The organism is Gilliamella sp. Occ3-1, from assembly GCF_001690655.1.
GTDB lineage: Bacteria > Pseudomonadota > Gammaproteobacteria > Enterobacterales > Orbaceae > Gilliamella > Gilliamella apicola_P.
The window spans coordinates 21,724-47,597 of record NZ_LZHQ01000030.1 but is presented as its reverse complement, the minus strand read 5'-3'; the positions used below and the strand labels follow the sequence as shown (position 1 = coordinate 47,597).

24 protein-coding genes, 2 tRNA genes and 2 pseudogenes are annotated in these 25,874 nt (G+C 35.0%); 11 read left to right on the top strand and 17 right to left on the bottom strand.

What is annotated here, in order from left to right; all coding sequences use genetic code 11:
* Positions 1 to 55 precede the first annotated feature (55 nt).
* Positions 56 to 433, top strand: coding sequence for a MarR family winged helix-turn-helix transcriptional regulator (locus A9G43_RS09250; protein ID WP_065608510.1), 378 nt, complete (start codon positions 56 to 58; stop codon positions 431 to 433).
* Positions 434 to 657: 224 nt separating this feature from the next.
* Here the strand turns inward: A9G43_RS09250 and pta are convergent, their stop codons facing one another.
* Together pta and A9G43_RS09240 are read right to left on the bottom strand one after the other, a co-directional pair.
* On the bottom strand, positions 658 to 2,808 hold the full coding sequence (pta, locus tag A9G43_RS09245) for a phosphate acetyltransferase (protein WP_065608508.1): 2,151 nt from the start codon (positions 2,806 to 2,808) through the stop codon (positions 658 to 660).
* Between the two features lie 66 nt (positions 2,809 to 2,874).
* Entirely contained in the window at positions 2,875 to 4,080 is a 1,206-nt protein-coding gene (locus A9G43_RS09240) for an acetate kinase (protein WP_065608506.1), read from the bottom strand.
* Between the two features lie 195 nt (positions 4,081 to 4,275).
* Here A9G43_RS09240 and yfbV point away from each other — a divergent pair, with 195 nt between their 5' ends.
* The 3 genes from yfbV to cysK all read left to right on the top strand — a co-directional run bounded on the left by yfbV (position 4,276) and on the right by cysK (position 6,698).
* Positions 4,276 to 4,737 carry a terminus macrodomain insulation protein YfbV gene (yfbV, locus tag A9G43_RS09235; protein WP_065608504.1) on the top strand — a complete coding sequence of 154 codons (462 nt, stop codon included), beginning with the start codon at positions 4,276 to 4,278 and terminating at the stop codon, positions 4,735 to 4,737.
* 5 nt (positions 4,738 to 4,742) lie between these two features.
* The gene (gene priC, locus A9G43_RS09230) at positions 4,743 to 5,249 is read left to right on the top strand and encodes a primosomal replication protein PriC (RefSeq protein ID WP_081298104.1); all 507 of its coding nucleotides are present in this window, start codon (positions 4,743 to 4,745) and stop codon (positions 5,247 to 5,249) included.
* Positions 5,250 to 5,732: 483 nt separating this feature from the next.
* Positions 5,733 to 6,698, top strand: coding sequence for a cysteine synthase A (cysK, locus tag A9G43_RS09225; protein ID WP_065608500.1), 966 nt, complete (start codon positions 5,733 to 5,735; stop codon positions 6,696 to 6,698).
* 93 nt (positions 6,699 to 6,791) lie between these two features.
* Here cysK and ruvB read toward each other — a convergent pair whose 3' ends face one another.
* The 6 genes from ruvB to A9G43_RS09195 all read right to left on the bottom strand — a co-directional run bounded on the left by ruvB (position 6,792) and on the right by A9G43_RS09195 (position 13,633).
* Positions 6,792 to 7,796, bottom strand: a complete 1,005-nt coding sequence (gene ruvB, locus A9G43_RS09220; protein WP_065608498.1) for a Holliday junction branch migration DNA helicase RuvB — start codon at positions 7,794 to 7,796, stop codon at positions 6,792 to 6,794.
* Positions 7,797 to 7,809: 13 nt separating this feature from the next.
* Positions 7,810 to 8,418, bottom strand: a complete 609-nt coding sequence (gene ruvA, locus A9G43_RS09215; RefSeq protein WP_065589753.1) for a Holliday junction branch migration protein RuvA — start codon at positions 8,416 to 8,418, stop codon at positions 7,810 to 7,812.
* 181 nt (positions 8,419 to 8,599) lie between these two features.
* Positions 8,600 to 8,938, bottom strand: a complete 339-nt coding sequence (locus tag A9G43_RS09210; RefSeq protein WP_065561174.1) for a YbaB/EbfC family nucleoid-associated protein — start codon at positions 8,936 to 8,938, stop codon at positions 8,600 to 8,602.
* 31 nt (positions 8,939 to 8,969) lie between these two features.
* Positions 8,970 to 11,177, bottom strand: coding sequence for a DNA polymerase III subunit gamma/tau (gene dnaX, locus A9G43_RS09205; RefSeq protein WP_065608574.1), 2,208 nt, complete (start codon positions 11,175 to 11,177; stop codon positions 8,970 to 8,972).
* A 505-nt stretch (positions 11,178 to 11,682) separates the two neighbouring features.
* Positions 11,683 to 12,138, bottom strand: coding sequence for a DNA polymerase III subunit chi (locus A9G43_RS09200; protein WP_065561173.1), 456 nt, complete (start codon positions 12,136 to 12,138; stop codon positions 11,683 to 11,685).
* A 16-nt stretch (positions 12,139 to 12,154) separates the two neighbouring features.
* Positions 12,155 to 13,633: a leucyl aminopeptidase gene (locus A9G43_RS09195; protein ID WP_065608496.1), complete on the bottom strand. Its 1,479-nt coding sequence runs from the start codon at positions 13,631 to 13,633 to the stop codon at positions 12,155 to 12,157.
* A 137-nt stretch (positions 13,634 to 13,770) separates the two neighbouring features.
* Here A9G43_RS09195 and lptF point away from each other — a divergent pair, with 137 nt between their 5' ends.
* Together lptF and lptG are read left to right on the top strand one after the other, a co-directional pair.
* Complete coding sequence (gene lptF, locus A9G43_RS09190) at positions 13,771 to 14,874, top strand: LPS export ABC transporter permease LptF (protein ID WP_065608494.1); 1,104 nt, start codon at positions 13,771 to 13,773, stop codon at positions 14,872 to 14,874.
* A 10-nt stretch (positions 14,875 to 14,884) separates the two neighbouring features.
* Complete coding sequence (gene lptG / locus A9G43_RS09185; RefSeq protein WP_065608492.1) at positions 14,885 to 15,952, top strand: LPS export ABC transporter permease LptG; 1,068 nt, start codon at positions 14,885 to 14,887, stop codon at positions 15,950 to 15,952.
* An 82-nt stretch (positions 15,953 to 16,034) separates the two neighbouring features.
* Here the strand turns inward: lptG and msrB are convergent, their stop codons facing one another.
* The gene (msrB, locus tag A9G43_RS09180; protein ID WP_065608572.1) at positions 16,035 to 16,463 is read right to left on the bottom strand and encodes a peptide-methionine (R)-S-oxide reductase MsrB; all 429 of its coding nucleotides are present in this window, start codon (positions 16,461 to 16,463) and stop codon (positions 16,035 to 16,037) included.
* 447 nt (positions 16,464 to 16,910) lie between these two features.
* Positions 16,911 to 17,438, bottom strand: a complete 528-nt coding sequence (gene msrA / locus A9G43_RS09175; RefSeq protein WP_065608490.1) for a peptide-methionine (S)-S-oxide reductase MsrA — start codon at positions 17,436 to 17,438, stop codon at positions 16,911 to 16,913.
* 165 nt (positions 17,439 to 17,603) lie between these two features.
* Here msrA and A9G43_RS09170 point away from each other — a divergent pair, with 165 nt between their 5' ends.
* On the top strand, positions 17,604 to 17,876 hold the full coding sequence (locus tag A9G43_RS09170) for a DksA/TraR family C4-type zinc finger protein (RefSeq protein WP_065608488.1): 273 nt from the start codon (positions 17,604 to 17,606) through the stop codon (positions 17,874 to 17,876).
* A gap of 74 nt (positions 17,877 to 17,950) precedes the next feature.
* Here the strand turns inward: A9G43_RS09170 and A9G43_RS09165 are convergent, their stop codons facing one another.
* On the bottom strand, positions 17,951 to 18,601 hold the full coding sequence (locus tag A9G43_RS09165) for a DUF421 domain-containing protein (RefSeq protein WP_034912801.1): 651 nt from the start codon (positions 18,599 to 18,601) through the stop codon (positions 17,951 to 17,953).
* 780 nt (positions 18,602 to 19,381) lie between these two features.
* Between A9G43_RS09165 and A9G43_RS11290 the strand changes: the two are divergent.
* Positions 19,382 to 19,765, top strand: a pseudogene (locus A9G43_RS11290) (integrase core domain-containing protein); the annotation flags it as partial.
* A gap of 435 nt (positions 19,766 to 20,200) precedes the next feature.
* On the opposite strand, the gene A9G43_RS09160 reads toward A9G43_RS11290, so the two are convergent.
* Positions 20,201 to 21,172, bottom strand: coding sequence for a helix-turn-helix transcriptional regulator (locus A9G43_RS09160; protein ID WP_065608486.1), 972 nt, complete (start codon positions 21,170 to 21,172; stop codon positions 20,201 to 20,203).
* A gap of 127 nt (positions 21,173 to 21,299) precedes the next feature.
* On the opposite strand from A9G43_RS09160, the gene A9G43_RS09155 reads away from it, so the two are divergent.
* The 3 genes and pseudogenes from A9G43_RS09155 to A9G43_RS11420 form a co-directional block, all read left to right on the top strand.
* Entirely contained in the window at positions 21,300 to 21,680 is a 381-nt protein-coding gene (locus A9G43_RS09155) for a VOC family protein (RefSeq protein ID WP_065580414.1), read from the top strand.
* 70 nt (positions 21,681 to 21,750) lie between these two features.
* Positions 21,751 to 22,548 (top strand): SDR family NAD(P)-dependent oxidoreductase, encoded by a 798-nt coding sequence (locus tag A9G43_RS09150; RefSeq protein WP_065608484.1) that lies wholly within the window; start codon positions 21,751 to 21,753, stop codon positions 22,546 to 22,548.
* Positions 22,549 to 22,571: 23 nt separating this feature from the next.
* Positions 22,572 to 22,736 (top strand): annotated as a pseudogene (locus tag A9G43_RS11420) (PhzA/PhzB family protein); the annotation flags it as partial.
* On the opposite strand, the gene A9G43_RS11065 reads toward A9G43_RS11420, so the two are convergent.
* The 5 genes from A9G43_RS11065 to erpA all read right to left on the bottom strand — a co-directional run bounded on the left by A9G43_RS11065 (position 22,699) and on the right by erpA (position 25,798).
* Positions 22,699 to 22,929 carry a S24 family peptidase gene (locus A9G43_RS11065; RefSeq protein WP_255308775.1) on the bottom strand — a complete coding sequence of 77 codons (231 nt, stop codon included), beginning with the start codon at positions 22,927 to 22,929 and terminating at the stop codon, positions 22,699 to 22,701. The pseudogene A9G43_RS11420 and the gene A9G43_RS11065 sit on opposite strands and share 38 nt — an antisense overlap.
* A gap of 588 nt (positions 22,930 to 23,517) precedes the next feature.
* Positions 23,518 to 24,810: a tyrosine-type recombinase/integrase gene (locus A9G43_RS09140; protein ID WP_065608480.1), complete on the bottom strand. Its 1,293-nt coding sequence runs from the start codon at positions 24,808 to 24,810 to the stop codon at positions 23,518 to 23,520.
* Positions 24,811 to 25,067: 257 nt separating this feature from the next.
* Positions 25,068 to 25,143: transfer RNA gene (locus A9G43_RS09135), tRNA-Gly, on the bottom strand.
* Between the two features lie 18 nt (positions 25,144 to 25,161).
* A tRNA-Leu gene (locus A9G43_RS09130) sits at positions 25,162 to 25,249 on the bottom strand.
* 210 nt (positions 25,250 to 25,459) lie between these two features.
* The gene (gene erpA / locus A9G43_RS09125; protein WP_034914816.1) at positions 25,460 to 25,798 is read right to left on the bottom strand and encodes an iron-sulfur cluster insertion protein ErpA; all 339 of its coding nucleotides are present in this window, start codon (positions 25,796 to 25,798) and stop codon (positions 25,460 to 25,462) included.
* Between the last annotated feature and the right edge of the window lie 76 nt (positions 25,799 to 25,874).

Below are 25,874 nucleotides of genomic sequence, written 5' to 3'. Positions count from 1 at the left end.
AACTGATTCTGAATCTATTGGTTTTGTTTTTATGAAAACTTATTCGTCCTAGCATATGAATATCAAAAATTGCTTGAAAAAACAGTCTATCACTCATCCCCAATTTATAGTGCTTGCAACGCTTGCTTATCTATCACAGCGGCCAGACGAAATAACACAAGTTATTTTATCAAATAAAACAAATATCGATGTGATGACAATTTCCCAAATATTAGAGAATTTAGAAAAAAAGAATTATATAAAACGCTCTTGCTCAATTAAAGATAGTCGAGCAAAATCCATTCAATTAACCCAAAAAGGATTGAATAAAGCAAATGAAACTGTACCTTTGGTTGAACAAATAGATAAAGATTTTTTTTCCATATTACAAGATGATAAAGAACAATTTATGAAAATGTTATTAACACTATTAAAAAACAACATGGAGGGATAAAATCATTTATAAATTTTTATTATTTATTGTTTTTATCAACTTTGAATGCTTGGACTTGACTTAAAATAAGTTTTTGAAGACCTTGTCGCAAATTTCTAGAACAAAATACTTTAAAACTGAATCGCTATAACTCAAGCTTTAAAAAACTATTACTTGTTGGCTAAATTTAATTAAAAGGTGATATTGCATCACCTTTTATCAATAGTTAAAACGTTTTGCTAAACTTATTTTGCAGCGTTTTGTTCTTGTGCTGATTGAATTGCGGTTAATGCAATAGTGTAAACAATATCATCAACTAATGCACCACGAGACAAATCATTCACAGGTTTACGCATGCCTTGTAGCATAGGACCAATCGAAACAAGATCCGCTGAACGTTGTACTGCTTTATATGTGGTATTACCTGTATTAAGATCAGGGAAAATAAACACAGTAGCTTTACCTGCAACTTGTGAATTAGGCGCCTTTGATTTAGCTACATCAGGCATTACCGCTGCATCATATTGTAATGGGCCATCGATCATAAGATCTGGACGTTTTTCTTGAGCAATGCGAGTTGCTTCTTTCACTTTTTCAACATCAGCACCTTGACCAGAGCTACCTGTTGAGTAGGAGATCATCGCAACACGCGGTTCAATACCAAAGGCAATTGCTGTATCAGCTGACTGAATGGCAATTTCGGCTAACTCTTGTGCATTTGGATCTGGATTAATTGCACAGTCACCATAAATATATACTTGATCAGGCATTAACATAAAGAACACCGATGAAACAAGGGAACTGCCTGGTGCAGTTTTAATTAATTGTAACGGTGGACGAATAGTGTTAGCTGTTGTATGCACCGCTCCTGATACTAAGCCATCAACTTCATTAGCTTCAAGCATCATGGTACCCAATACAACATTATCAGCCAATTGCTCACGAGCAATAACTTCAGTCATCCCTTTATTTTTACGTAATTCAACTAGGCGAGGAACATATTTTTCACGGATATTTTCAGGATCAACGATCTCTACTCCTTGACCTAAAGTCACGCCTTGTGAAGCGGCAACTTTACGCACTTCGTCAGGATTACCAATAAGAACACATTTTGCAATGTTACGTTCAGCACAAATTGCAGCTGCTTTAACTGTTCTTGGTTCATCACCTTCTGGTAATACCACTACTTTTTTCGCATTACGAGCAAGTTCTGTTAATTGATAACGAAATGCAGGAGGAGACAAGCGACGTGCAGAATTCACTACTTCATTTAATGATTTAATCCATTTAGCATCAATATGATCAGCTACATAATTTTGGGTGTTTTCCATACGCTCTTTGTCATCAACAGGGATTTCTAAATTAAATTGTTGTAAATTGATAGAGGTTTGGAAAGTGTTGGTTTTAACCGTAAATACAGGTAAACCAGTATCAAAAGCTGGTTGGCATAATTTTGCGACTTTATCGTCGATTTCATAATCACCAGTTAGGAGTACACCACCAATTGCCATACCATTCATGGCAGCTAAACTAATCGTCACTAATACATCAGCACGATCAGCAGAAGTCACTAACAGTGAATTTGGTTGTAAATGATTGATAATATTAGGCACACTACGTGAGCAGAAAGATATATGCTTAATACGGCAATTTTTTATATCACCTTCATTAATAATTTTTGCGTCAAAATGCTTAGCAATATCTATAGCACGACAAGCACTTAGATCGATATTCCACGGAATACAACCAAGAACAGGCAATGGACTGTGTGCATTTAAATCATCGATAGTAATTTTTTTATCGTCAAATTTAGGTGTATGATAAATTTCAGCAACATCAGGACGAGCAAGATTCTGCTCCTCAACTGGTGCATTGACTTTATTAACAATCACACCAACGATTTTATCATTTTTAATGCCACCAAAGTTAGAACGAGCAATTTCAATACGATCTCTAAGTTGTTCTGGCGTATCTTTGCCCATATTAACTACAAAAATAATTTCGGCGCCAAGAGTTTTAGCAATGTTATTATTAAGTTCATTAGCGAAAGGATAATCAGATGTTGGCACAATACCTTCAACTAAAACAACATCAGCTCCTTTAGTATTTTCGGCATAAAGGGCAACGATTTCTTCCATTAACACATCTTGTTGATTTAAACCTAATAGGTTTTCAACATGGCTCATTTTAAGCGGTTTTAGTGTTGGAATTGATGTATTGTTGCTCACTAGGGTTGTGGTATTATCTGCCGCATCGCCACCAGCTCTTGGTTGCGCGACAGGTTTAAACACATTTAAATTAATACCTTGACGCTCCATAGCTCGAATAACGCCCAGACTCACACCTGTTAACCCGACATTAGTGCCAGTTGGGATGAGCATAATTGTACGAGACATAATTATTACCTCTTAAATCTTTATTGTATAAAAACAAACCGCCATTTAGGCGGTTTTGAATATTAATTACGCTGTTAGGCGCGCAGCATCTTGAGCAATGACAAGTTCTTCATTGGTTGGAATGACCATCGCAATAGCTGAACCATCTTTAGTAATTTTGCCACCCTTACCAAAACGAGCTGCAAGATTACGTTCTTGATCAAGTTCAAAACCAAGAATACTTAATTTTTGTAGTGCCATACGACGAACTTCTTCAGAGTTTTCACCGATACCACCAGTAAACACGATAGCATCTAAACGACCATCTAAAAGCATAGCATAACCACCGATATATTTTACTAAACGATGAACAAAAACATCTAAAGCATTTTTAGCATTTTCGTCTTTATCATAATTATCTGTTACATAACGACAGTCACTACTTACCCCTGTTAAACCTAATAAACCAGATTTTTTGTTTAAAAGATTATTAATATCAGCAACAGACATTTTTAAGTTATCATGTAAGAAGAACATAATCGCCGGATCAATATCGCCACTACGTGTACCCATTACTAAACCTTCAAGCGGAGTTAAGCCCATTGAAGTTTCAACACACTCACCGTTTTTAACAGCAGTAATTGATGCACCATTACCTAAATGACAAGTGATAACATTAGTTTGATCAACTGGTTTATTTAATAATCTTGCAGCTTCGCGACTAACATAATAATGACTAGTACCATGCGCACCATAACGACGAACACCGTGTTTAGTATAAAGTTCGTTTGGAAGAGCATATAGATAAGCTTCTTTTGGCATTGTTGTATGGAATGCAGTATCAAAAACAGCAACGTTTTTAGTTTTTAGGTGCGGGAACGCAGCAAATGCTTCACGAATACCAATTAAATGTGCAGGATTATGTAACGGTGCAAAGGCAGATGCTTCTTCGATTCCTTTTAATACGGAATCATCGATAACAACTGACTGGGTGTATTTTTCGCCACCATGAACAATACGATGACCAATCGATTTAATGCTATCTAATAATTCTGGTTTTTGTGGGAAGATGCTATTAACAATAAAACGAATTGCTTCACTGTGTGCTGCGCCAGCCCCTAAAGACGCTTCGTTCTTAACACCATCAAGCTTCCACTTAATACGAGCATCAGGAAGATGAAAACATTCAGCTAAACCAGATAAAAACTCATCACCATTTTCAGGGTTTATAATGGCAAATTTTAATGATGAACTTCCGCAATTAAGAACAAGAGCGTTATTACTTGATGACATAGTAATTCCTATAAATTGAATAAAAAGACATATACCAATCAAAATTGGTAACTTTACACATGATTTAAAATCAATGTGACTACGCTAAGGTGACTTCTGATATCTTGCTTTTTGAGATAAAATAGAGAGAGTCCCCAATTTGAATGGGCACTATTTTAAGACAATAAGAAGTGAATGTCGAGGAATCACAAAAATATGAATTTAATAACCACATTTAAAGCCGGGCATAGGTATATGAAGCTTTGCCCAATGGACAAACAGCTAGCACATTCATTTCCTGAATTAAAAATTATTAACCACATAAAAACCGCAAATAAATACTTACCTCCTATTATTGTTGGCTTACTAGTTTGGCAATATTACATGCCAGCACAAATTGCTGTAACAATAACAACCATACTATTTACTTTAAGTATACCTTTACAAGGGTTATTTTGGCTAGGACGACGTGCACTATCGCCCTTACCGCTTAATCTAATTGACTGTTATAACCAATTAAAAATAAAGCTAATTATTAAAAAAATCATTGCTGAAAATAGTACAAAAGACAATGAATTAACTTTTGAAGCGTTTATGAAAATTATCAACCTAGCCAAATTGCATTTAGGTGATTATTTCGGTCAAGACAATAATAGCTCAACTTATTATAAAGAATAATCACAATGGCAAATTTACTCACTATACTACAAAAGCAAATTGACAAATTAGAACAGCAAATTAATTTAGCAAACGAGCAACAATTTCAAGAACCTTATTTTGACGAGCAGCTATTTCAAACTAATAAAATTGTAACAGATAAAACGTTTTATCTTGAAAAAATCAAACAAACTTATCAAGTACTAGTTGCTAATATAAAATTAGAAAAAGTTGAACAAATAACTTTTTTATCTGACAAGTTAGTTAACCAAATTGCTGCCCTAACGCGTGAACTAGCAACCCAGAGCCTGCGTAAAAAAGGGTTCCAAAATATTATTGCAGAAACCTTAGCCCAAAAACATATGCGTCACCTAGATTACTTGCGCCGACTACAAGAGATGAAATACGAGCTAGAACTATCGCCCGAAATTATCAATCAAAGCAAAATAGCCGCACTTGATAACCGAATTTACCGCTGCGAACAGGCAATTAAAAAAATTGAATATGAAATTGAAAGTGATATTTTGGGATAAAATAATGCATAATTACATCTAAAAGTACTTTAGTTTAATCATACTAATAAAGACCGGATCCAAAATCAGCACTCTTATTACATACAATAAAAAGAATATCGTGCTAAACACCATAAAGCGATTTCGTGAAAAACACCTTATAAGTTTTTAGAGGATTATTTTAATCATGAAGTATAAACAACTCGGTGTTTTCCCACAGTTAGATTATATAATGAAAAATGATTTTTGTAGTAAGATTCCGTTGTTATTGGATGAAAATATTTTAATATCATTAGGTTTCTACATTTTATTTTGAGTGAACAAAAATGACTATATGCTTTAACTTATCAGTAAACAACAATCCCCCCTTATATCTTAAATGAATATCATTATAATAATAAATTAGTACCATCTTATTAAGATGAATTTATAATAGCAAATATAATTAAGTAATCAGAAAGATGGGGCTATTCTATCTAGCTTTGACTAAATAAGGATTCTAATATGAGTAAAATCTTTGATGATAATTCACAAACTATTGGGTATACACCATTAGTCAGATTAAAACATTTTGGTAACGGTAATATTTTAGCCAAAGTTGAGTCTCGCAATCCAAGTTTTAGTGTCAAATGCCGCATTGCTTCAAACATGATTTGGGATGCTGAAAAGCGTGGTTTATTAGCTACTGATGTTGAATTAATTGAACCAACAAGCGGTAATACTGGGATTGCACTTGCAACTGTAGCCGCTGCTCGAGGCTATAAACTAACGTTAACCATGCCTGAAAGCATGAGTATTGAGCGCAGAAAACTACTAAAAGCTTTAGGAGCTAACTTAGTATTAACTGAAACTGCCAAAGGTATGAAAGGCGCAATCGAAAAAGCGGAGGAAATGGTGGCAAGGGATCCTAAAAAGAACCTGATGCTACAACAATTTAGTAATCCTGCTAACCCAGAAATTCACGAAAAAACAACCGGTCCTGAAATTTGGCAAGATACCGATGGAAAAGTCGATATTTTTATTGCTGGAGTAGGAACTGGCGGCACATTTACTGGTGTAACACGTTATATCAAAAAAACACAGGGTAAAAATATAACTGCAGTTGCCATTGAACCAACCGACTCACCAGTAATTAGTCAAGCACTAGCAGGTGAACCAATAAAACCAGGCCCCCATAAAATTCAAGGTATTGGAGCTGGTTTTATTCCTGCAAATCTTGATTTAAGTTTAATTGATGTGGTGGAAAAAGTATCAAATGAAGAAGCGATCGAAACAGCCCGCAAATTGATGGAAAAAGAAGGTATATTAGCAGGAATTTCATCTGGTGCCGCTGTTTATGCGGCCGATCGATTAGCAAAATTACCAGAAAATACTAATAAAACTATTGTAGTCATTTTACCTTCTTCTGGTGAACGCTACTTAAGTACTGACTTATTTAGTGGCATGTTTACTGAAAAAGAGCTCGGTTAAATTCCAAATAGAATTAAACTTGATTAATAAAAAAGCGTGGCTGAGCAAATAGCCACGCTTTTTGTTAACATAAACTAGTATAATTTTAACTGTTCAATTATCCTGAATAATCCCAAAATGGTGATACGCATGAGGTGTAGCAATTCTACCGCGTGGCGTTCTTTGGATATAACCTTGCTGAATTAAAAAAGGTTCAAGTACATCTTCGATCGTTTCACGCTCTTCACCAATTGCCGCGGCAATGTTATCTAAACCAACAGGACCACCCATAAATTTTTCTATAATAGCCAGTAATAATTTGCGATCCATATAATCAAAACCTTCATTATCAACATCAAGCATATCTAGCGCTTGAGTAGCAATTTTTTTGTCGATAACACCTTTTGATTTTACATCGGCATAATCGCGCACACGGCGCAAAAGTCGATTTGCAATTCGGGGGGTACCGCGTGAACGTTGGGCAATTAAATGCGCACCTTCGTCTGACAGATCCATTCCCAAAAATTTAGCGCTACGGCTAACAATATATTCCAAATCCTCAACCCGATAAAACTCAAGTCGTTGTACAATACCAAAACGATCTCGCAATGGTGAAGTTAACGATCCTGCACGGGTTGTTGCACCTATTAATGTAAAGGGGGGAAGATCGATTTTGATTGAACGTGCTGCAGGCCCTTCACCAATCATAATATCTAATTGATAATCTTCCATAGCTGGATATAAAATTTCTTCAACCACAGGTGAAAGCCGATGAATCTCATCAATAAACAGCACATCGTTTGGATCTAGATTAGTCAGCATGGCGGCTAAATCGCCAGCTTTTTCTAAAACAGGTCCTGATGTAGTGCGTAAATTAACATTCATTTCGTTTGCGACAATATTAGCCAATGTGGTTTTTCCAAGCCCAGGAGGGCCAAAAATAAGCACATGATCAAGTGCATCACTGCGTTGTTTAGCGGCTTGAATAAATATCTTCATTTGCTCACGAACTTGCGGTTGACCAATGTATTCGTCTAAATATTTTGGACGAATTGCACGATCTAATGACTCTTCTTCCTTTTGCGCTTGTGGTGCAATCAAACGATCCGCTTCAATCATAATAAATCTCTATTTATAATGCTGATTTTAAGGCTTCACGAATCAGCGTTTCGCAATCCATATCAGGATTAATTACTTTATTAATAATACGGCTAGCTTCTTGTGGTTTATAGCCTAATGCAATTAAAGCTGAAACAGCCTCGCTTTCAATTTGATTAGCTGACTTTTGAACACTATCTACATCAGAAACCAAGCTAACATTTGATGATTGCTCACCAAAATGTTTAAGGCGATCTTTCATTTCAACAATTAATCGTTGTGCAGTTTTATTACCTACGCCGGGCAATTTAACTAGTGTTTTAATTTCACCTTGTTCAACAGCACTAATGAATTGTGCTGCTGACATGCCCGATAAAATGGCTAACGCCAACTTAGGACCAACTCCATTAACTTTAATGAGTTCTCGAAACAATTCACGCTCTTGTTCTTGATTAAAACCATACAGGATTTGGGCATCTTCACGCACGGAGAAATGTGTTAACACAATGACTTCTCGTCCATTTTCGGGTAATTCATAAAAACAGGTCATCGGCATAAACACATCGTAACCGATGCCACCGACTTCTATCAAGACTTTAGGAGGTTGCTTTTCAATAATGGTACCACGTAAACGACCAATCACAATATATCCTTAATAATAAAGCATAACAAATAAGCAAATAATAAGGTGTAGTTTACCCGATAGCAAAAAAATAATAAAGAAAAACTGTATAAATAGACAGGCAATAAAAAAACAATATTGCCGACTTGATACTCAAAGTCGGCAATATAAAAAGTTTAACTAACTAAATTAGTGCGTTAACTTAAAACGGCATTTTAAAACCTGGTGGTAATTGCATACCACCAGTAACCTGAGCCATTCTTTCTTTTTGTGCTTCATCTAAACGGCGAGCCGCATCATTATAAGCCGCAGCAATAAGATCTTCTAACATCTCTTTATCATCATCAGCCATAAGCGATGGATCAATTTCAACGCGCTTACAGCTGTGAGTACCATTAATAGTGACTTTAACTAAGCCAGCACCTGATTCGCCAGTAACTTCTAATTTAGCGATCTCCTCTTGTGCTTGTTGCATTTTAGCTTGCATTTGTTGGGCTTGTTTCATTAAATTGCCCAAACCACCTTTTCCACCTGAAAACATAATAATTCCTCATTAAAAAATATAGTCCGCATTATACAGGACGAATACTGGCTTCATCAATCTTAGCATCAAAATATCGACAAATTGTAGCCACTTTTGAATCTTCGGCAATGGCTATCTTCGCTTGCGCAAGTTTTTCTTGGTATAACTCTTCGCGCATTTCAACTGGTGTTTTATAATTCACATCATCAATAATAATATCTACATCAAGCTCTTGGTTACGATGTTTGCATAGCGCTTTTTTTACCTTGATCACATTCGATACCGAATTAATTAAATGCTTAACGGTTGAACGCAAATGCAACACAATCGTTCCACTATCTACTTGTTCAAAAGCTGAATTAACTACGATTTGCTTAATTAACGGCGGTAAATCTAATTGCTCAATCTCGGCACACCAGGCATCTTTTTGCGCCATTTCGGTAATTAATTTCTTAGTCATTTCAGGAGTTTTATCACCATTTAGTGACTCACGAAAAGCCTTAGTATCGACCAGCAATTCTTCCTTCATTGCAATTAGACCACTGGCTTGCCATCGATAATTTTCAGCGGTAATTTCTTCTTTGCTATTGCCGTTATCGTTGTTATCGATATTGTTTACTGACACAACGCTCTGTTTAATTCGTGTTAATGATTTGTTTATTATTAAATTTTGTGGTTGATTTGCATCAACCGATTCAGACTTTTTTGGATTTTGTTCCTCTTTCATCAACTGCATACGCATTTCTAAAACACTTTTAGTCACCGACGACACATCATCAGGAATCGTTAGATCCGCCGTTACTGGTTTAGCTTTAGATGTTGAAGCTGTTTTTGAAGACAAAACAGTTAAATCGTTTAAGTCGTGGTGCTGACTTTGCTCATTTGTTAATGGCGAACTTACCACTGGTTGCGGTGTATTCTGTTCGGTATGATTAACTGGCTGGCTCACTGTTGCAAGTATAGGATCAGATTGCTGAATTCGAGATTGTTTTTTAGTTTGATTTACAGCCTGATTATTAGCTTCTGCTTGCCTTGATACATTCGCATGCATTACTGCTTGTGATTGCGATTGGGTATTAGGCGGCTCTTTAGTTTGCTTTTGAGTTTGAGTCTGCTTATTGCCTTGAACAGATGCCGAACTAGCCATAACTGGTGGTGTAACAGCATCAACCACCTTTGGCATAAAGGCTAAAGCGCGTAAAAAACTCATCTCGACACCAATTTTTTTATCAGGCGAAAAAGAAAGCTCTTTACGACCCATTAGCAAAATTTGATAAAACAACTGCACATCGTTAGGCGCCATATATTGCGCTAAAAAACGTATGCGCTCTTCATTATCAGTATAATCACCCAAAGCAGTTGGCACTACTTGTAATAACGCAATTTGATGCAATAAGGTAATGGTTTCAGCTAACAGATTATCCCAATCAGCGCTCTGTATAGCAGCTATTTCAACTTGTTGCATTAAGGCATTACCATCACTATTGTGTAATGCTTCAACAATTGCAAAAGGAACCGACTTATCAAGTGTACCAAGCATAACCGACACTGATTCTGCATCGACCTTACCATTACCAAGAGCAATCGCTTGATCGGTTAAGCTCAGCGCATCACGCATACTACCATTAGCGGCTTTAGCTAATAACCCAATGGCTTTCGGATCGCTGCTGATTTGCTCTAATTTCAAAATATGTTCAAGTTGCTGACCAATTAATGTTGTATCTAATACATTTAAATGCAAATGCAAACAACGTGATAAAATCGTTATAGGTAATTTTTGCGGATCTGTAGTTGCCAATAAAAACTTAACATGCTCAGGTGGCTCCTCTAGAGTTTTAAGAAGTGCATTAAAGCTACTGCGCGATAACATATGCACTTCATCAATCAAATAAACCTTAAAGCGCCCTTTAGTTGGTAAATATTGGATGTTATCAAGTATTTCACGAGTGTCTTCGACCTTGGTACGAGATGCAGCATCAATTTCAAGTAAATCAACAAAACGACCTTGTTCAATATCACGACAATTATCACAAACTCCACATGGTGTAGCTGTAATGCCAGTTTCACAATTCAGTCCTTTTGCTAACAAACGCGCAATTGACGTTTTACCTACGCCTCGAGTGCCTGAAAACAAATAAGCATGATGAACTCGCCCTAGCGAAAGTGCATTAGACAAAATTTTAAGGACATGTTGCTGCCCCACAACCTCAGAAAATGATTTTGGTCGCCATTTGCGTGCCAGAACTTGATAACTCATAATCACCATAACTCATTGCCATTGAATTTGGCTCTAATTATATCATAAACTGGCAAAATAGTCTTGATACAGTCAATAATCGATGCAATATTAATCAACAAAATTTAGCTTGAGAAAACCTAAATTTGCTATTAAAAAATAGAAGTGTAATAGTGCTAACCAAAACATACCTAACAAATTATAAAAGGGAATATATAAGAAAGCACAACTAAAAAGAGCATTTTTCTAAACCGCCTATACGGCGTTAATCTATTTATTTTATTACTTTGTATATCTCCATTTTTTCTAAACCGCCTATACGGCGTTAATCTAGAAGCAGATATACTATAAACATAGTTTTACAAAAGCAAAACAGGTTTTTTACTTTAAAATACCCTTTTCTACAAGATGATTTTAATTTATTGTTTTTCATTAATTTTTACTTGTCAATAAAAAAAGGGTTGGCGTGAATTTTGAGTTTTTGGATAATGCGCAGATTTCACTATTAAAAAAAACTTCCCTAATATTATTCGCAATTAATTGAAATCGTTTTAAGATTAAATCCTGCCTCTTTATACAACCTGTACCGTTCCCTTGCTAATGACTTTAACTGCTCATCAACTGGCACAAAATCGATAATATCACGATAAACACCTGCAAATTCAGGAAATTGTTCTTGTAAATTAATAAGTAGCTGACGTGTGCCGCTACTGCGTTTTTGTGGCCAGCTAATTTCAACAGGTGATCCCCCTTTCATACCTTCACCGGCCAAATTATGCGGAACAAAATTGTCGGTTTCGAGTTGCCATAGGTACTCGTCTATTCGTTCTGCTTGAGCCTGATCTTGACAAGCAACTTGCACACGCTGATTGGCATGCCATGCTTCAATTATTTTTTGGCATGCTAGTTTTTCATAAAAAAGCACGCCAGACTCGTTAGCTTCTGTTTGGTTTTCAAGTAAATAGAAGATCACTTTTTTCATAAAATCTTAGCTCGATTTATTGATCTAGTAGATATTGAATCAACATGGCAACTGGACGACCTGTTGCACCTTTTTTCCCACCAGATCTCCACGCTGTGCCAGCAATATCTAGATGTGCCCATTGATATTTTTCGGTAAAACGTGATAAGAAGCATGCCGCAGTAATGGTGCCGCCATCTCGGCCACCAGCATTAACAATATCAGCACAAGTTGATTTGATTTGTTCTTGGAATTCACTATCAATCGGTAGCACCCATGCTTTGTCGCCTGCTTTGTTGGATGATGAGATCAATTGTGCAATTAATTTGTCGTTATTACCCATTACTCCAGTATAGTGATGTCCCAATGCAACGATACAAGCGCCGGTTAAAGTTGCAATATCAATAACAGTTTTTGGATTGTAACGTTCTACATATGTTAAAGCATCACATAAAACTAAACGACCTTCAGCATCAGTGTTAATCACTTCAACTGTAGTGCCTGACATGGTTGTCAATATGTCGCCAGGACGGTAGCTGTTGCCGTCAGGCATGTTTTCACAACCCGCCATGACTCCAACAACGTTAATAGGTAATTTTAACTCTGCCATAGCCTGCATAACACCATAAACGGTTGCCGCACCGCACATATCGTATTTCATTTCGTCCATGCCTGCAGATGGTTTGATAGATATTCCTCCTGAATCAAAGGTTAGTCCCTTGCCGACTAAAACATACGGCTGAGCTTTTTTATCTTTAGCACCGTTGTATTCAATAATGGTCATGATTGATTCGTTTTGCGAGCCCCGCCCTACTGCCAAGTAGGCGTTCATGTTTAATTTTGCCAATTCGCTTTCGCCAAGGCAGGTTACTTTTAATGATGAATGCAGTTTGCCTAGTTGTTTACCTTGTTCGGCTAAGTATTTTGCGTTACAAATATTTGGCGGCATATTGGCAATTGTTTTTGTTGCAGTAATAGCATTAGCAATAATTTGCCCTTGTAACAAGTGATCAGTTAATGCTGATAACGCTTCTTTATCATGAATTAATAATGTCACTTTAGTTAGGCTTGGTACAGGATCTTTAGTTGTTTTAAAGTCATCAAACCGATAAGTTATATCGCTAATAATTTGCGGCAGTTGTTTGGCTATTTCAAGGCTAGTTACTTCATTGAATGCTAATAGATCCCATGCAATATTTTTAACTTTTTTAGCTAGTAGTTCTTTTATTACCGCTTTAATAACGGTTTTAGCCTGAACGGATCCAAATGTTTTTGCTTTGCCACAACCAACAAATAAAAGTTTTTGTTTTAAATTGTTATTTGAATATAGCAAGGTAGTTTTACCTAGTTCGCAACTTATATCACCTGATTTGATAAGCTGGCTAACTAAACCATTGGTTGATTTATCGATATCTTTGACAAAATCAGACTGTTTTTTTCCTGAATCAATTGAAACAACTAAACATTCTGTTTTTTGTTTAGTTATAATAGCGCTGTTTTTTATTTGAAAATCCATAGTGTTTCTCGTTTGTGAATTGTTAGAAATAATTTATATTCTATCGGTTCATTGTTGGATAGCAACAAAAAGATAACTAAAACGAAACAAATCAGATTATAATAGATCTGTTTTGTGCCAACATGTAAAGGTAAGATGTGATAATTCGTCGATATTTAGTGAAAGAGACATTGAAAACCCAAGGGGCAATTTTATTTATTTTGTTGCTGATTTTCTTTTCTCAAAAATTAATTAGAATTTTGTCGAGCGCAATCGATGGTTCAATCCCTCGTGAATTAATTATGCCGTTACTAGTTTTAGGCGTATCAAATATGGCCGATCTTATTTTGCCGCTGAGCCTTTTTCTTGGTGTACTTGTTACTTTCGGGCGACTTTATTCTGATAGTGAAATGGTAGCAATGCATGCATGTGGTGTTAAGAAAAACTTAACTTATCAAGTAGTATTTTTTCTATGCATTTTAACTAGCATATTAACCGTAATGAATTCACTTTGGTTTGGTCCTTGGTCTAACGTTAAGCAAGATCAGTTGGTTGCTAATGCTAAGATCAATCCTAGTTTAGCTGGATTATTAGCAGGACAATTCCAACAAACGCCAGATGGCAATTCAGTTATTTACATTGGTAATGTGGATAATAACAATTTAGAAAATGTCTTTATTGCTCAAATCAATCCAAAAGCAAATCAACGACCTTCTATTATTATTGCTAATAAAGGTAAGACTGGACACGATAACGAAGGTAACCAAATTATTACACTTGAAAATGCTAATCGTTATGAAGGCACAGCACAATTAAAAGATTTTAGAATTTCAAACTTTCATAATTATTTAGGTATCATAAAACCCAAAGAGTTAAATACTAACGAGGATGCCGATAAAGTCGATGTTCAGCAACTGGGAGTATTAGAAATTCTTAACACTAATACACCTAAAGCTACTGCAGAATTTTATTGGCGTATAACATTAATTATTTCAGTGCCATTAATGGCTTTTTTAGTTATTCCACTGAGCGTGTCAAACCCACGCCAAGGGCGCCTGGCGCAAGTTTTACCAGCTTTAGTAATCTATTTAGTTTACTTTTTATCAGCCAGTTCAATTAAGGCTAATGCAGGTAAAAGTCGGTTAGATCCCGAATTGTGGTTTTATATATTGAATTTAGGATTTTTTGTATTAGCGATTATATTGAATTGTTGGGATAATCTATTTATGCGTAAACTTCGCCTAAAATATTTGGCATCTTAAGGAGAAAAACGTGTTCTCGATTTTAGATCGTTATATCGGTAAAACTATTTTAAGCACCACTGGTGTTAGTCTTTTTTTACTTATTAGTTTGTCAGGTATTATCCGTTTTATTGATCAGCTTCGAAGAATTAAAGTTGATTATGATGCGTTTTCTGTCGGTATGTATACGCTTTTGATGGTACCAAAAGATTTAGAAGTATTCTTCCCGATGGCGGCGTTATTAGGCGCTTTGATTGGTTTAGGTTTGTTAGCGTCACGCAGTGAATTAATTGTGATGGAGACATCCGGTTTTAGCCGTTTTAAAATTGCATTTGCGGTAATGAAAACAGCTTTACCACTTGTATTAATTACAATGGCAGTTGGCGAATGGATTGCTCCCGTTAGTGAACAGACTGCACGCAATATGCGTTCTGAGAAACTTTATGGTAATTCGTTAATGGCTGAACAAGGTAGTATATGGGCTAAAGATGGTAATGATTATGTTTTTATTGAACATATAAATAATGATAATTCGATTTCAAATGTTTATATTTATTCGGTTGACAAAAATGAACTTCAATCCATTACCTATGCCGCTTATGGAGTGTATGAAAATAATACTTGGACATTGTCGCAAGTTAAAAAAAATGAGCTGATAGCGCCCAATAAAAAAGTAGTGGGCATTAATATGTTATCCATGCCTTGGAAAACAAATATTACCCCTGATAAATTAAATATTGTTGCATTTGACCCTGATTCATTGTCGGCTTCTGGGCTTTATGAGTATTCGCAATATCTAAAAAATTCTGGGCAAGATACTAGGTATTATGATTTGCTATTTTGGAAAAAGGTTATTAAACCAATTTCAGTTGCAGTAATGATGTTGTTAGCATCGTCGTTTATTTTTGGTCCATTACGTAGTGTATCAATGGGGATTCGTGTGGTGATAGGAATTAGCTTTGGCTTCTTATTTTATATTGCCGACAATTTATTTGCTCAAGTAAGTATTGTTATTGGTATTTACCCTGTTATTGGATCACTAATAACCAGTTTCATATTTTTATTGACTAGCTATATTTTATTTAAACGAAAAAACTAAGTCTTTTAAAATTTTATCCTATCATCTGATTTAGATGATAGGATTTTTTTATTGCAACGGTTATGCTGTTTGTGTTTTTTTATTATTTATCAAACAGGTTTAAGTACTGCCCATAACCCGCGTCTTCCAGTTCCTCTTTAGGTATAAATCGTAAAGAAGCCGAGTTAATACAATAACGTAATCCACCTAATTCTTTTGGACCATCATTAAAGACATGCCCAAGATGAGAATCAGCTTCCACTGATCGCACTTCAATACGTCGCATACCAAAACTGGTATCCTTTTTTTCAACAATATTGCCCTTTTCTATCGGTTTGCTAAAACTAGGCCAGCCACACCCTGAATCGAATTTATCTATCGATGTAAATAGCGGCTCACCAGACACGATATCAACATATATTCCTTCCTCATGGTTGTCGTTAAATTCATTTTCGAACGGTGGTTCTGTTCCATTTTTTTGAGTTACATGATATTGCATAGGTGTTAATATGGATAGTGCATTTTCTTTCATTATTTTATTCATAAGTCACCTTCATCATTAAATATTGTTCACTTTAAATAATAAAAATTAATTACGGCTCAAAATCGATTGCAATACTTTATCTTTAATCCAAAAATAATGATATAAGACTTCAGCTATATGTAAAATAAGTGATATTGATAATAAATATAAGCTGAATTTATGTGTAATATGAAAAAATTCAGTGACCGACTACTGATTAAGTACCCAGACAGAGGCACAATAATTAAAAAAACGCCACAAGGTTATTACAAATATCAACACGTAAAAAGATTTATGAAATAAATAAATAGCAAACATGCCACCCAAATAATGCGACAACGTTACGTCAAGCGACGCTAATAAAAACGTTAATACAATCAGTATCAATGTTAACTAATGAATCTATTTTTGTTTACAACTATATTGCGGATAGTTTTGCATAATTCAATTGCCTCTTTATTTTTGCCAATGCTGTGCTAAAAACTTTGATCGTCCTGATAATTGATAATATTTATTATAATGCTGGGGTTGTTTTGTATAATAATGTTGGTGATAATCCTCAGCTAGGTAAAAGGCAACTGCAGGCTCGATAGCGACACCTATAGGCTTATTAAACTTCTTACTATCTTGTAATGCTTGTTTAGACGCTAATGCTAGTTTATGTTGATATTCATTATGATAAAAAATAACAGGACGATAAGAATCACCTCGATCAGCAAATTGCCCTTGTGAATCAGTTGGATCAATTTGTTTCCAAAAAATTTCAAGCAATTTTTTATAACTAATGACTTTTGGGTCAAACGTAATTTGTACCGCTTCAGTATGACCTGTTGTGCCTGAGCAGACTTGTTGATAAGTTGGATTGATTACATTCCCCCCAGTATATCCTACCGCAACACTAATAACCCCTTCATACTTATCAAAGGGTTTAACCATACACCAAAAACAACCACCAGCAAATGTTGCTTGTTCATATTGTTGCATAATAACCTCCCACTTAATATGTTAAACAATTCTTCTATTTATTGCTTAACTTCGACATAATCATTAACACTAAAATGCACTGATTTAAATTAGCATACTACTTGAAAATGTTTAAAAAAACACCATATCATTAGCCAACTATTTCAGTTATAGAAGGATTCATTTATGGCAAGTGGATGGGCGTCTGACGATGCCGTTAACCAACAAATCGAAGGTACTATTGCTGATGCCATCGAAAACGCAAGAAGACAACTCAATCACGGTACAATTAGTGCTCATTTTTGTATTGAATGTGGAGAGCCTATTGCAAAAGCCAGAAGATCAGCATTGCCTGGCGTACAATATTGTTTGTCTTGCCAACAAGAAATCGATAAACAATTAGCTAAAACATCAAGTCTATATAATCGTCGTGGCAGCAAAGATAGCCAACTACGTTAATTTGAAGATACATTTTTAACCAATTGAGCTAAAAGATGGGTGGATTATTATCCACCCTAAGATACAAACAATAGTTATTTCTTACCTTCACGAACAGCGTCATAAGGATAAACAATTAATTTATTATCAAACCATTCAGCACAAAAAATATCTTCTAATTTTTCATAACCTTGTTTTGCAATCTCTTGTTTAACCCAATTTTCATCTTTTTTAAGTTGTTCTAAATTGTCATGGCTAATACCGCCATTTTCGATGATTAGCACGGCAATATCTTTATCACCTTTTTTGATAACAGTTAACGAACCATTTAATTCATACCAAACCTCTTTTAACTCATCAAAAGAAGCTATGCCTTGTATATTGACTAAGGTTTCAAAATCCCTTACTGGTAAGTTGGCTTTAACAAAATTATCCGTTATTAAATGCCCATTTTTAACAAGTTGGATTGGTTCGCCATCTATAGCATCGCGTAAACGTGAGTTTTTAGATTTGATAAATCGAATTAAAACAAGTAAGCCAGCCCAAATAGCCACTAATCCAGCCGATTCCCAAGAAGATACTGTTGGGCTAAGTAAGGCACCCCCAACTAGCGCACCAATGACCATACTACCGACCTGATCAAGCTGTGACATTGGTGCTATTTGGCTTTTGCCCGATAACTTCACATAAACAAGTAAAATAATTAAAGCTAATAAAAATTTTGGTGCCATTTCTAATAAATACATTTCCTTTCTCCAAGCTAAACAAAATATGTTGAACTACAATTCCAAATGCAGAATCAATAGAAACTTCTGTATCGAAACGGGTAATAATTTATATAAAATCGGTATGAATTTTGTTTAATTTATAATAAATGTGCATCTATTTTGTATGACTAAATATAAAACAAAGTAAAAATATAATTCTATTTATCGTGCATATTTTACTCTAAAAATTGGACCATTTATAAGATTTTCACTTTGACTGCGATAACTCATTTCTATTATGTTATGCAATATTGCAAATTTAAGCGTATCAAGTTCGATGTAAAAATTAGTGATTGCCGTCTAAAAATTACTTAAAACAAAATTGTAACTATGTTAAAAGAAGTTGAAGTTGGCGTTACCATAAAAGAGCTTTGCCATAATCAGTGGCTAGAAAATACGGCAGTATGGAAGTATCCAATATAAAACGGTTAAAGGAAATTGAAGCAACGAACTTTAATATTGGACATAGCGACTGTAAAAATTATTCTTTTACAATTATCATGAGCTACGCCATTGTGGATTTAGGTCTCTGTGCTCACTATTATCATATGACTCGATGATTATTTCAACATTGAGTGTATAACTGAAAAACGCTTACGCACGAGCTTTCCTAAATATTTTTATCGTATCCTATGCATAGGTCATAAAAGTATTTTCGATTATATTGTGAGTTAAAATTTAACCTAAGAATAAATCGTAAAAACATATTCTACCTCAAACACCAGAAAAGTTGTCAATCCTCAAAAAACAGGTGAATGCTGGTCAATGGATTTTATGAGTGACAGTAGCTGTAATCAGGACATTCAATGTCATCGATGACTTTATTCGTGAGGCGTTAGGTATTGATATTGCAGTAAGCTTACCAGCAGGAAGAGTTGCCCGTTACTTAGATAAACTGGGCTAAATCACATGATATAGCCATTGATTATATCCAAGCCCGGTAGCCCTTATCAAAATGGTTACATTGAACGATTTAATCGGACTTATCGAACTGAAGTGTTAGATTTATATCTTTTTAACAACCTAGCGCAAGCAAGGAGAATAACCGAAGAATGGTTAACGATTTATAACACCGAAAGGCCTCATGAAGCACTAAATAATATGACGCCGATCGAATATAAAACATTAAAACAGGCAGCTTAATTTTCTACGTGAATTGTGTACTAGGTTTGGGGGTATTTACAAACATTTAGACTAAGTGCTTAAAAAAATATCTTTATAACAATAAATGGTTTTTGGACTAAATATTCACGGAAGATATTGGATTAATGAGTTCTATATTTGAGAAAAAAATCTCATATATGGAAATTACTATATTTTCACACTTTGTTGTGACTTTTATGGAAGTTATATTGGAGCGGGAAACGAGGTTCGAATCCATCTTTATAACTTGTTGTATATAAAAGAATTATCCAGATATCTATATTGCTTTTGCTAACCTTTTGGACTAATTTTTGGACTAGTGTTTTGTGGTACTTAATGGACTGTTATGGACTTCCAAGGACTCAAATTACAATAACCACTTATTTACTAGACCTTGCCTTACCATTTTATGGTACGAGGCTATTTATTGACAAGTTATTTGATAGAATAATTTGACATAAATGAATTGGCAGATTTTTTATAAGATTTAACTAATTTTTCCGCTCGCTCAACCATTTCGTGACGTATATGCTCAGGCTCTAAACAAATACATTTATGACCTAAGCTCAGCAAAATTCCATAACTGTAGTCATCATCAATAAAGTTAAAATTTACAAGATATTGTTGTTCGTTTAATTTCTTAATATCTTTTTTGTCACAAAAATCTAAAATGCGATCCAAAAGAGATTCATCTATTAGTAATTTTATTTTAAAAATCTTTTTTTTCATATCCTTTTCGAATAAAGAAAATACTTCAGGAGATGTCTGACTAATAAATTTAGTATTAGTTTCTCTAATGTTTGACATCTTTGACAATTTAAATATACGAAAATCATTTCTATTTAGGCAAAAAGCTTGTAAATACCATTGTTTTTCCTTAAAAATAAGTTTATATGGCTCAATCAAACGCGAGGCTTGTTTATTTTTAACATTCAAATAATCAAACGATAAAAGTAGTTGCTCATTCAGTGCCAGTCTTATAATGGAAATTTTTTTATTAATATTTTGTTTGGAAAACCAAGGCGATATATCAACAATAAGTTGATTTAAGTTATTTGTAACTTCATCAAGTTCTTGTTCTGATAAAAGACTCTTAATTTTTTCAAGTGTTCTTAAATTTTCACTTTCTTTTAAAACTGGTGAGGATAATAAGTTGAGGCCTTTTAATAAAACAACGACATCTTCTTTAGTGAATAAACCTTTATTAACTTTATAATTTTTTAAAATACTTATTCCACCCGCACTTCCTTGATACGTAATAATGGGTATACCAGCGCCCTCAATAACTTGTATATCTCGATAAATAGTACGCAATGATACATTTAATTTTTCTGCTAATTCTTTACCGCTTATTTTTTCTCTTTGAAGCAATACCATAATGATAGTAATTATACGATTAATTTTCATGCTTTATATTTACAAAATAATTTACATTAAATTTTAAATATGACATACAGTTGTCATCAATGCTACATCATAATATAGATAATCAAAATTAAGTAAATTAATTTTTATCACTAAGAGGAAACAAAAAATGTTTAAACCTAATAGCGTTATTGTTTATGTCAAAGATGTCGATACTAGTACTGAATTTTACACAAAAATACTAGGGCGCCCACCTATTGAAACTTATCCTGGCTTCGCTGTATTTTTATTGAATGATAATTTTATTTTGGGGCTACAAGGGGCTGATGAAATAACTCCAAAGGCACCCAATCATTATGGTGGTTTTGAGTTGTCATTTAGTGATGTAACAAAAAATGATGTAGATGAGATTTATGCGACATGGAAGGAACTAAACGTCAAAATTGAACTTGAACCCCAAATGCTCGATTTCGGATACACATTTGTAGGAAATGATCCCGATGGTCATCGACTCCGTGTTTGTGCTACCGATACTTCAAAGTTTGAATAAAAAAATATCTTAAGAATTTGAAACAATGGGTGCTTCATTATGCAGCCATTGTTTATGAGGAATTCATTTCATGAAAAAAGAATGGTTAATCACGGGAGCATCTCGTGGTTTGGGTTTCGCTTGGGCAAAATCTGCTCTGGCTCAAGGTGATTTGGTAATTGGTGCTGCAAGAAATATTAATAATTTAGATGTACTTAAACAAGAATATTCCTCAAATTTCATTTCAGTTCAGATGGATGTTACTAGTGAAGCATCAATCAAAAAAGCTGTAAAGGAAGGCATTAAATTATTTAAAAAAATCGATGTACTAATTAACAATGCTGGTTATGGTCTCTTTAGCCCTGTTGAAACTGCAACAGAACAGGACAGCCATAACGTATTTGAAACAAATTTTTTTGGTTCACTACGTGTTATTCAGGAAGTGCTTCCAATTATGAAACAGCAAAAACATGGGCACATTATCCAAACTTCGAGTATTGCGGGTTTAGTAAATTTTCCTGGTATAGGTCTTTATAACGCATCAAAATCTGCAATTGAAAGTTTAATTGAATCGTTAAATCTAGAAATACAAAATACCGGAATTAAAACATCAATTGTAGAGCCTGGTCCTCATGCCACTGATTGGATTGATAAATCATCAGTTAGTCCTGATTACGATACGAGTTATCCAACAAAAAAAGAATTCATAGAAAAGTTCTGGCCTCGTTTGCCTCTTTCTAAAACTGAAAACGCGGTTCAACCTATGCTTGATCTGGTTGATTCAAAGACCCCTCCTTTTAGATTAGTTATTGGAGACGGGTTAAAAAAATTAATTAAAGATTCGCTCAAACTACAAATTGAAAATATTAATTTTTATCACGAGTCGTAAATCTACTTAACAGGGTATTAATAATGAGTAATTATGATGTAGTAAAACAATATATGGAAACTAAAGGTTCTGCACGCTTGAACAGACATGAGCTATTTACTAACGATGGTAACGCGGGACTTTGGACTACTGATTCTGGAGAACCTATTATTATAAAAGGCAAGGAAAATTTAGCCAAACACGCAATACCTGTGGGGTTAAAGAACGATCAACGATCAGCAGATCACCAATAAAAATACCGTAATCGACCATTGAATCACCCATCGCTTTAATATAATACGTCGCGCTAGGGTGTTTGACTAAATGCTCAGTTAAATCCAGTTTAGCTTCCAAATAATCATCCGCAGGCGAGGGGAAACCAGCTCTAACAGGTGTCTCCACTAACGGCAACTGATTTAAAATAGAAACGTCAACACGGCCAAGCACAATACAACCTGATTTGTGCAAGAAAATACTCCTAAAAAACTAAAGTAGAGAACATCACCACTGTTTTTCTAATTATCGTGGTAAAAAACAAATATGGATAAATATACAGTATAAACTGCGAATTTCAATCGATTTTAGTGTAAAAAAATTGAAATAGCACACAAAATGAGTTAAATGGATCGACCTCCGCTAACACATCAATGCACCACTTTACGTGAATGAAATCAATCATCCTTTGTTGTGGGAAGACTTAATACCATTGCCAATTCTCTTTGCTTTTCACCCAAAACATAAAATAATAACTCACGTTGAATGAGATGTTGCGTATTTAAGGTCGCGTGAGTGATAGCTATACACTCCTTGATAAGTAAAACTGAACGAATAACTTCGACATTAGGCATAGTGAAAGCTCATGGTTTTCTTTTTGTTATAACAAACTATGGCGAGATATAAAAATTGTTTAAACAGATCAATAAAAATACGATTGATCTGCTTTGTTGATCAAATAAAAAAGGTGCGCTAAAAGCACCCTTATTTTATGGGTTATTGATTAGATAGTTTATCTAGGGCTTCTTGTTGCCACTTATCAAGTCTATCTGCCCATTCTTGCATCATTTCGCGGCGTGGCTCAATATACTGGGCATGATTATAAGTGCCTCTTACTTTATTAGTATCGGCATGGGATAATTGCGCTTCCACAAAATCTTTATCATATTTAAAATCATTTAATGCCGTTGAAATGGTATGCCTGATACCGTGAGTACATAAACGTCGTTTGAACCCCATATTTTTCAACGCTTGATTCAGTGTATTTTCACTGATAGCTTCAAGGGGATCTGTTCGATGTGAGATTAAATAGCGTTGTCCTTTCATATGATAAGACAATAACTCTTTAACAATAGCTAAAGCTTGTCGTGATAAGGGAACGATGTAATCGGGCACCCGGTTATCCACTTTTTCAATGACTTGTTGTAACTGTTTCACATCGGAGGCTGGAATACGCCACAGCGCATTTTTTAAATCAAACAGCCAGGCTTCAGAAAAACGTAGCTCTCCGGTTCTGACACCTGTCAGCAATAATAATCGTAACCCCAATACGGTTAATCGGCTGCCTTGGTAAGTGGATAGCTTAACGAGTAATTCAGGTATTTCGCTTACGTCGATAAAAGGATAACGATTATTGCGACGATAAGGCAGCGTTGCGATATCTAAATCCGCTGCTGGATTAATCTCTAACCCTTCTGTCACAACCGCATAACGAAAAATCTCACTAAGCCAACACCGTATTTTTTCAGCTACCGATAAAGCGCCACGCTCCTCAACTCTGCGCATAATCAACAACAAATCCTTTCTTGTCACCGATTGTAATGATTTGTCTTTTAAGACAGGGAAAATATCATTAGTGAAAGCTCGGCGAATTTGAATCTCGGTACTACCGCGTCCGTTATTCTTTTTATCTTTAGAGGGTTTTGAGTTTAACTTCTTTAGTTTAAACTCAAGCCAATGCAGCGCAAATTGAGCAAAAGTGCATTTTTGCTCTTCATCAACCGCTTCCTCTACGGGCTCAATAGTTGGATTTTCTTTTAAGCGTGGATCGATGTTGCTTAACAATTTAAAATTGGCTTGTTCACATAGATAACGGGCTTGTTTTATATCTACCTTTGGATAGGTGCCGAACGACATTCGGGTCTGTTTACCGTTCCAAGAAAAACGAAACAGCCAATACTTTGAACCATTGGGATGAATATTTAGAAATAACCCATTACCATCTTTTAGAGTATATTCCTTAACTTTAGATTTTGCCGCTTTAATTTTATACTCAGTAAGTACAGCCATGATAAACTCCTTATGTTATTGATGAACGTAAGGATAGCTAGTCAATATTTAGACAAACTGTTCAAAAAATACATTATCACGATAACACATTTTTTGGACTAGTCCAAAAAAACTCATTCCGTTTTTGGACTGATTTTTGGACTAAATTCTCTTGGATGACTCTGGATTATTCTGTTCTATACTGGAAAGTAAAACCGTTAAATCACTTGCAAATTCTAAGTTTTGCGGACTTTAACGGACTATACTGGAAGTTATATTGGAGCGGGAAACGAGGTTCGAACTCGCGACCCCGACCTTGGCAAGGTCGTGCTCTACCAACTGAGCTATTCCCGCATGAGAGTTGTTTGTTAGTGGTGCCCGGGGCGAGACTTGAACTCGCACGGCCAAAAAGGCCGAGGGATTTTAAATCCCTTGTGTCTACCGATTTCACCACCCGGGCTCAAAACTTATTACCAAAAGGTAACTGCGTTTCGAATGCAGTGCATTTTACCCATCTTAATTTTGCCGTCAACTAAAAATTAAAAATTATTGTTTAACTGCTCAATGTTTGTCACTTTTTATGGCTTTTATTAATCTTTCTATAAAAGTTAAAGTTATGGTTTATTATCTTACCATAACGTTATTGGTATTTTTAAAACTTAAATATGGCTTAAACACTGAAAGATGAACCGCAACCACATGTTGTTGTTGCATTGGGATTATCAACCACAAACCGAGAGCCTTGTAAACCTTCTACATAATCGATGGTACCACCAACTAGATATTGTAAGCTCATGGGATCGATAACTAAAGATACACCATTTTTTTCAATAGCTAAGTCATCTTCGTTTACTTTTTCATCGAAAGTAAAACCATACTGAAATCCACTACAACCACCGCCTGTTATATACACCCTTAATTTTAGGTTTGGGTTCTCTTCTTCAGTAACTAATGATTTAACTTTGTTGGCTGCAGCATCAGTAAAGTTAATCGGTAAAGCATCGCTCATATTCTTCTCCTAATATATTGATCTTTGTATTATATACCTTTGCCAAATGAAAATACAAAATAGAAAACTTCTATTG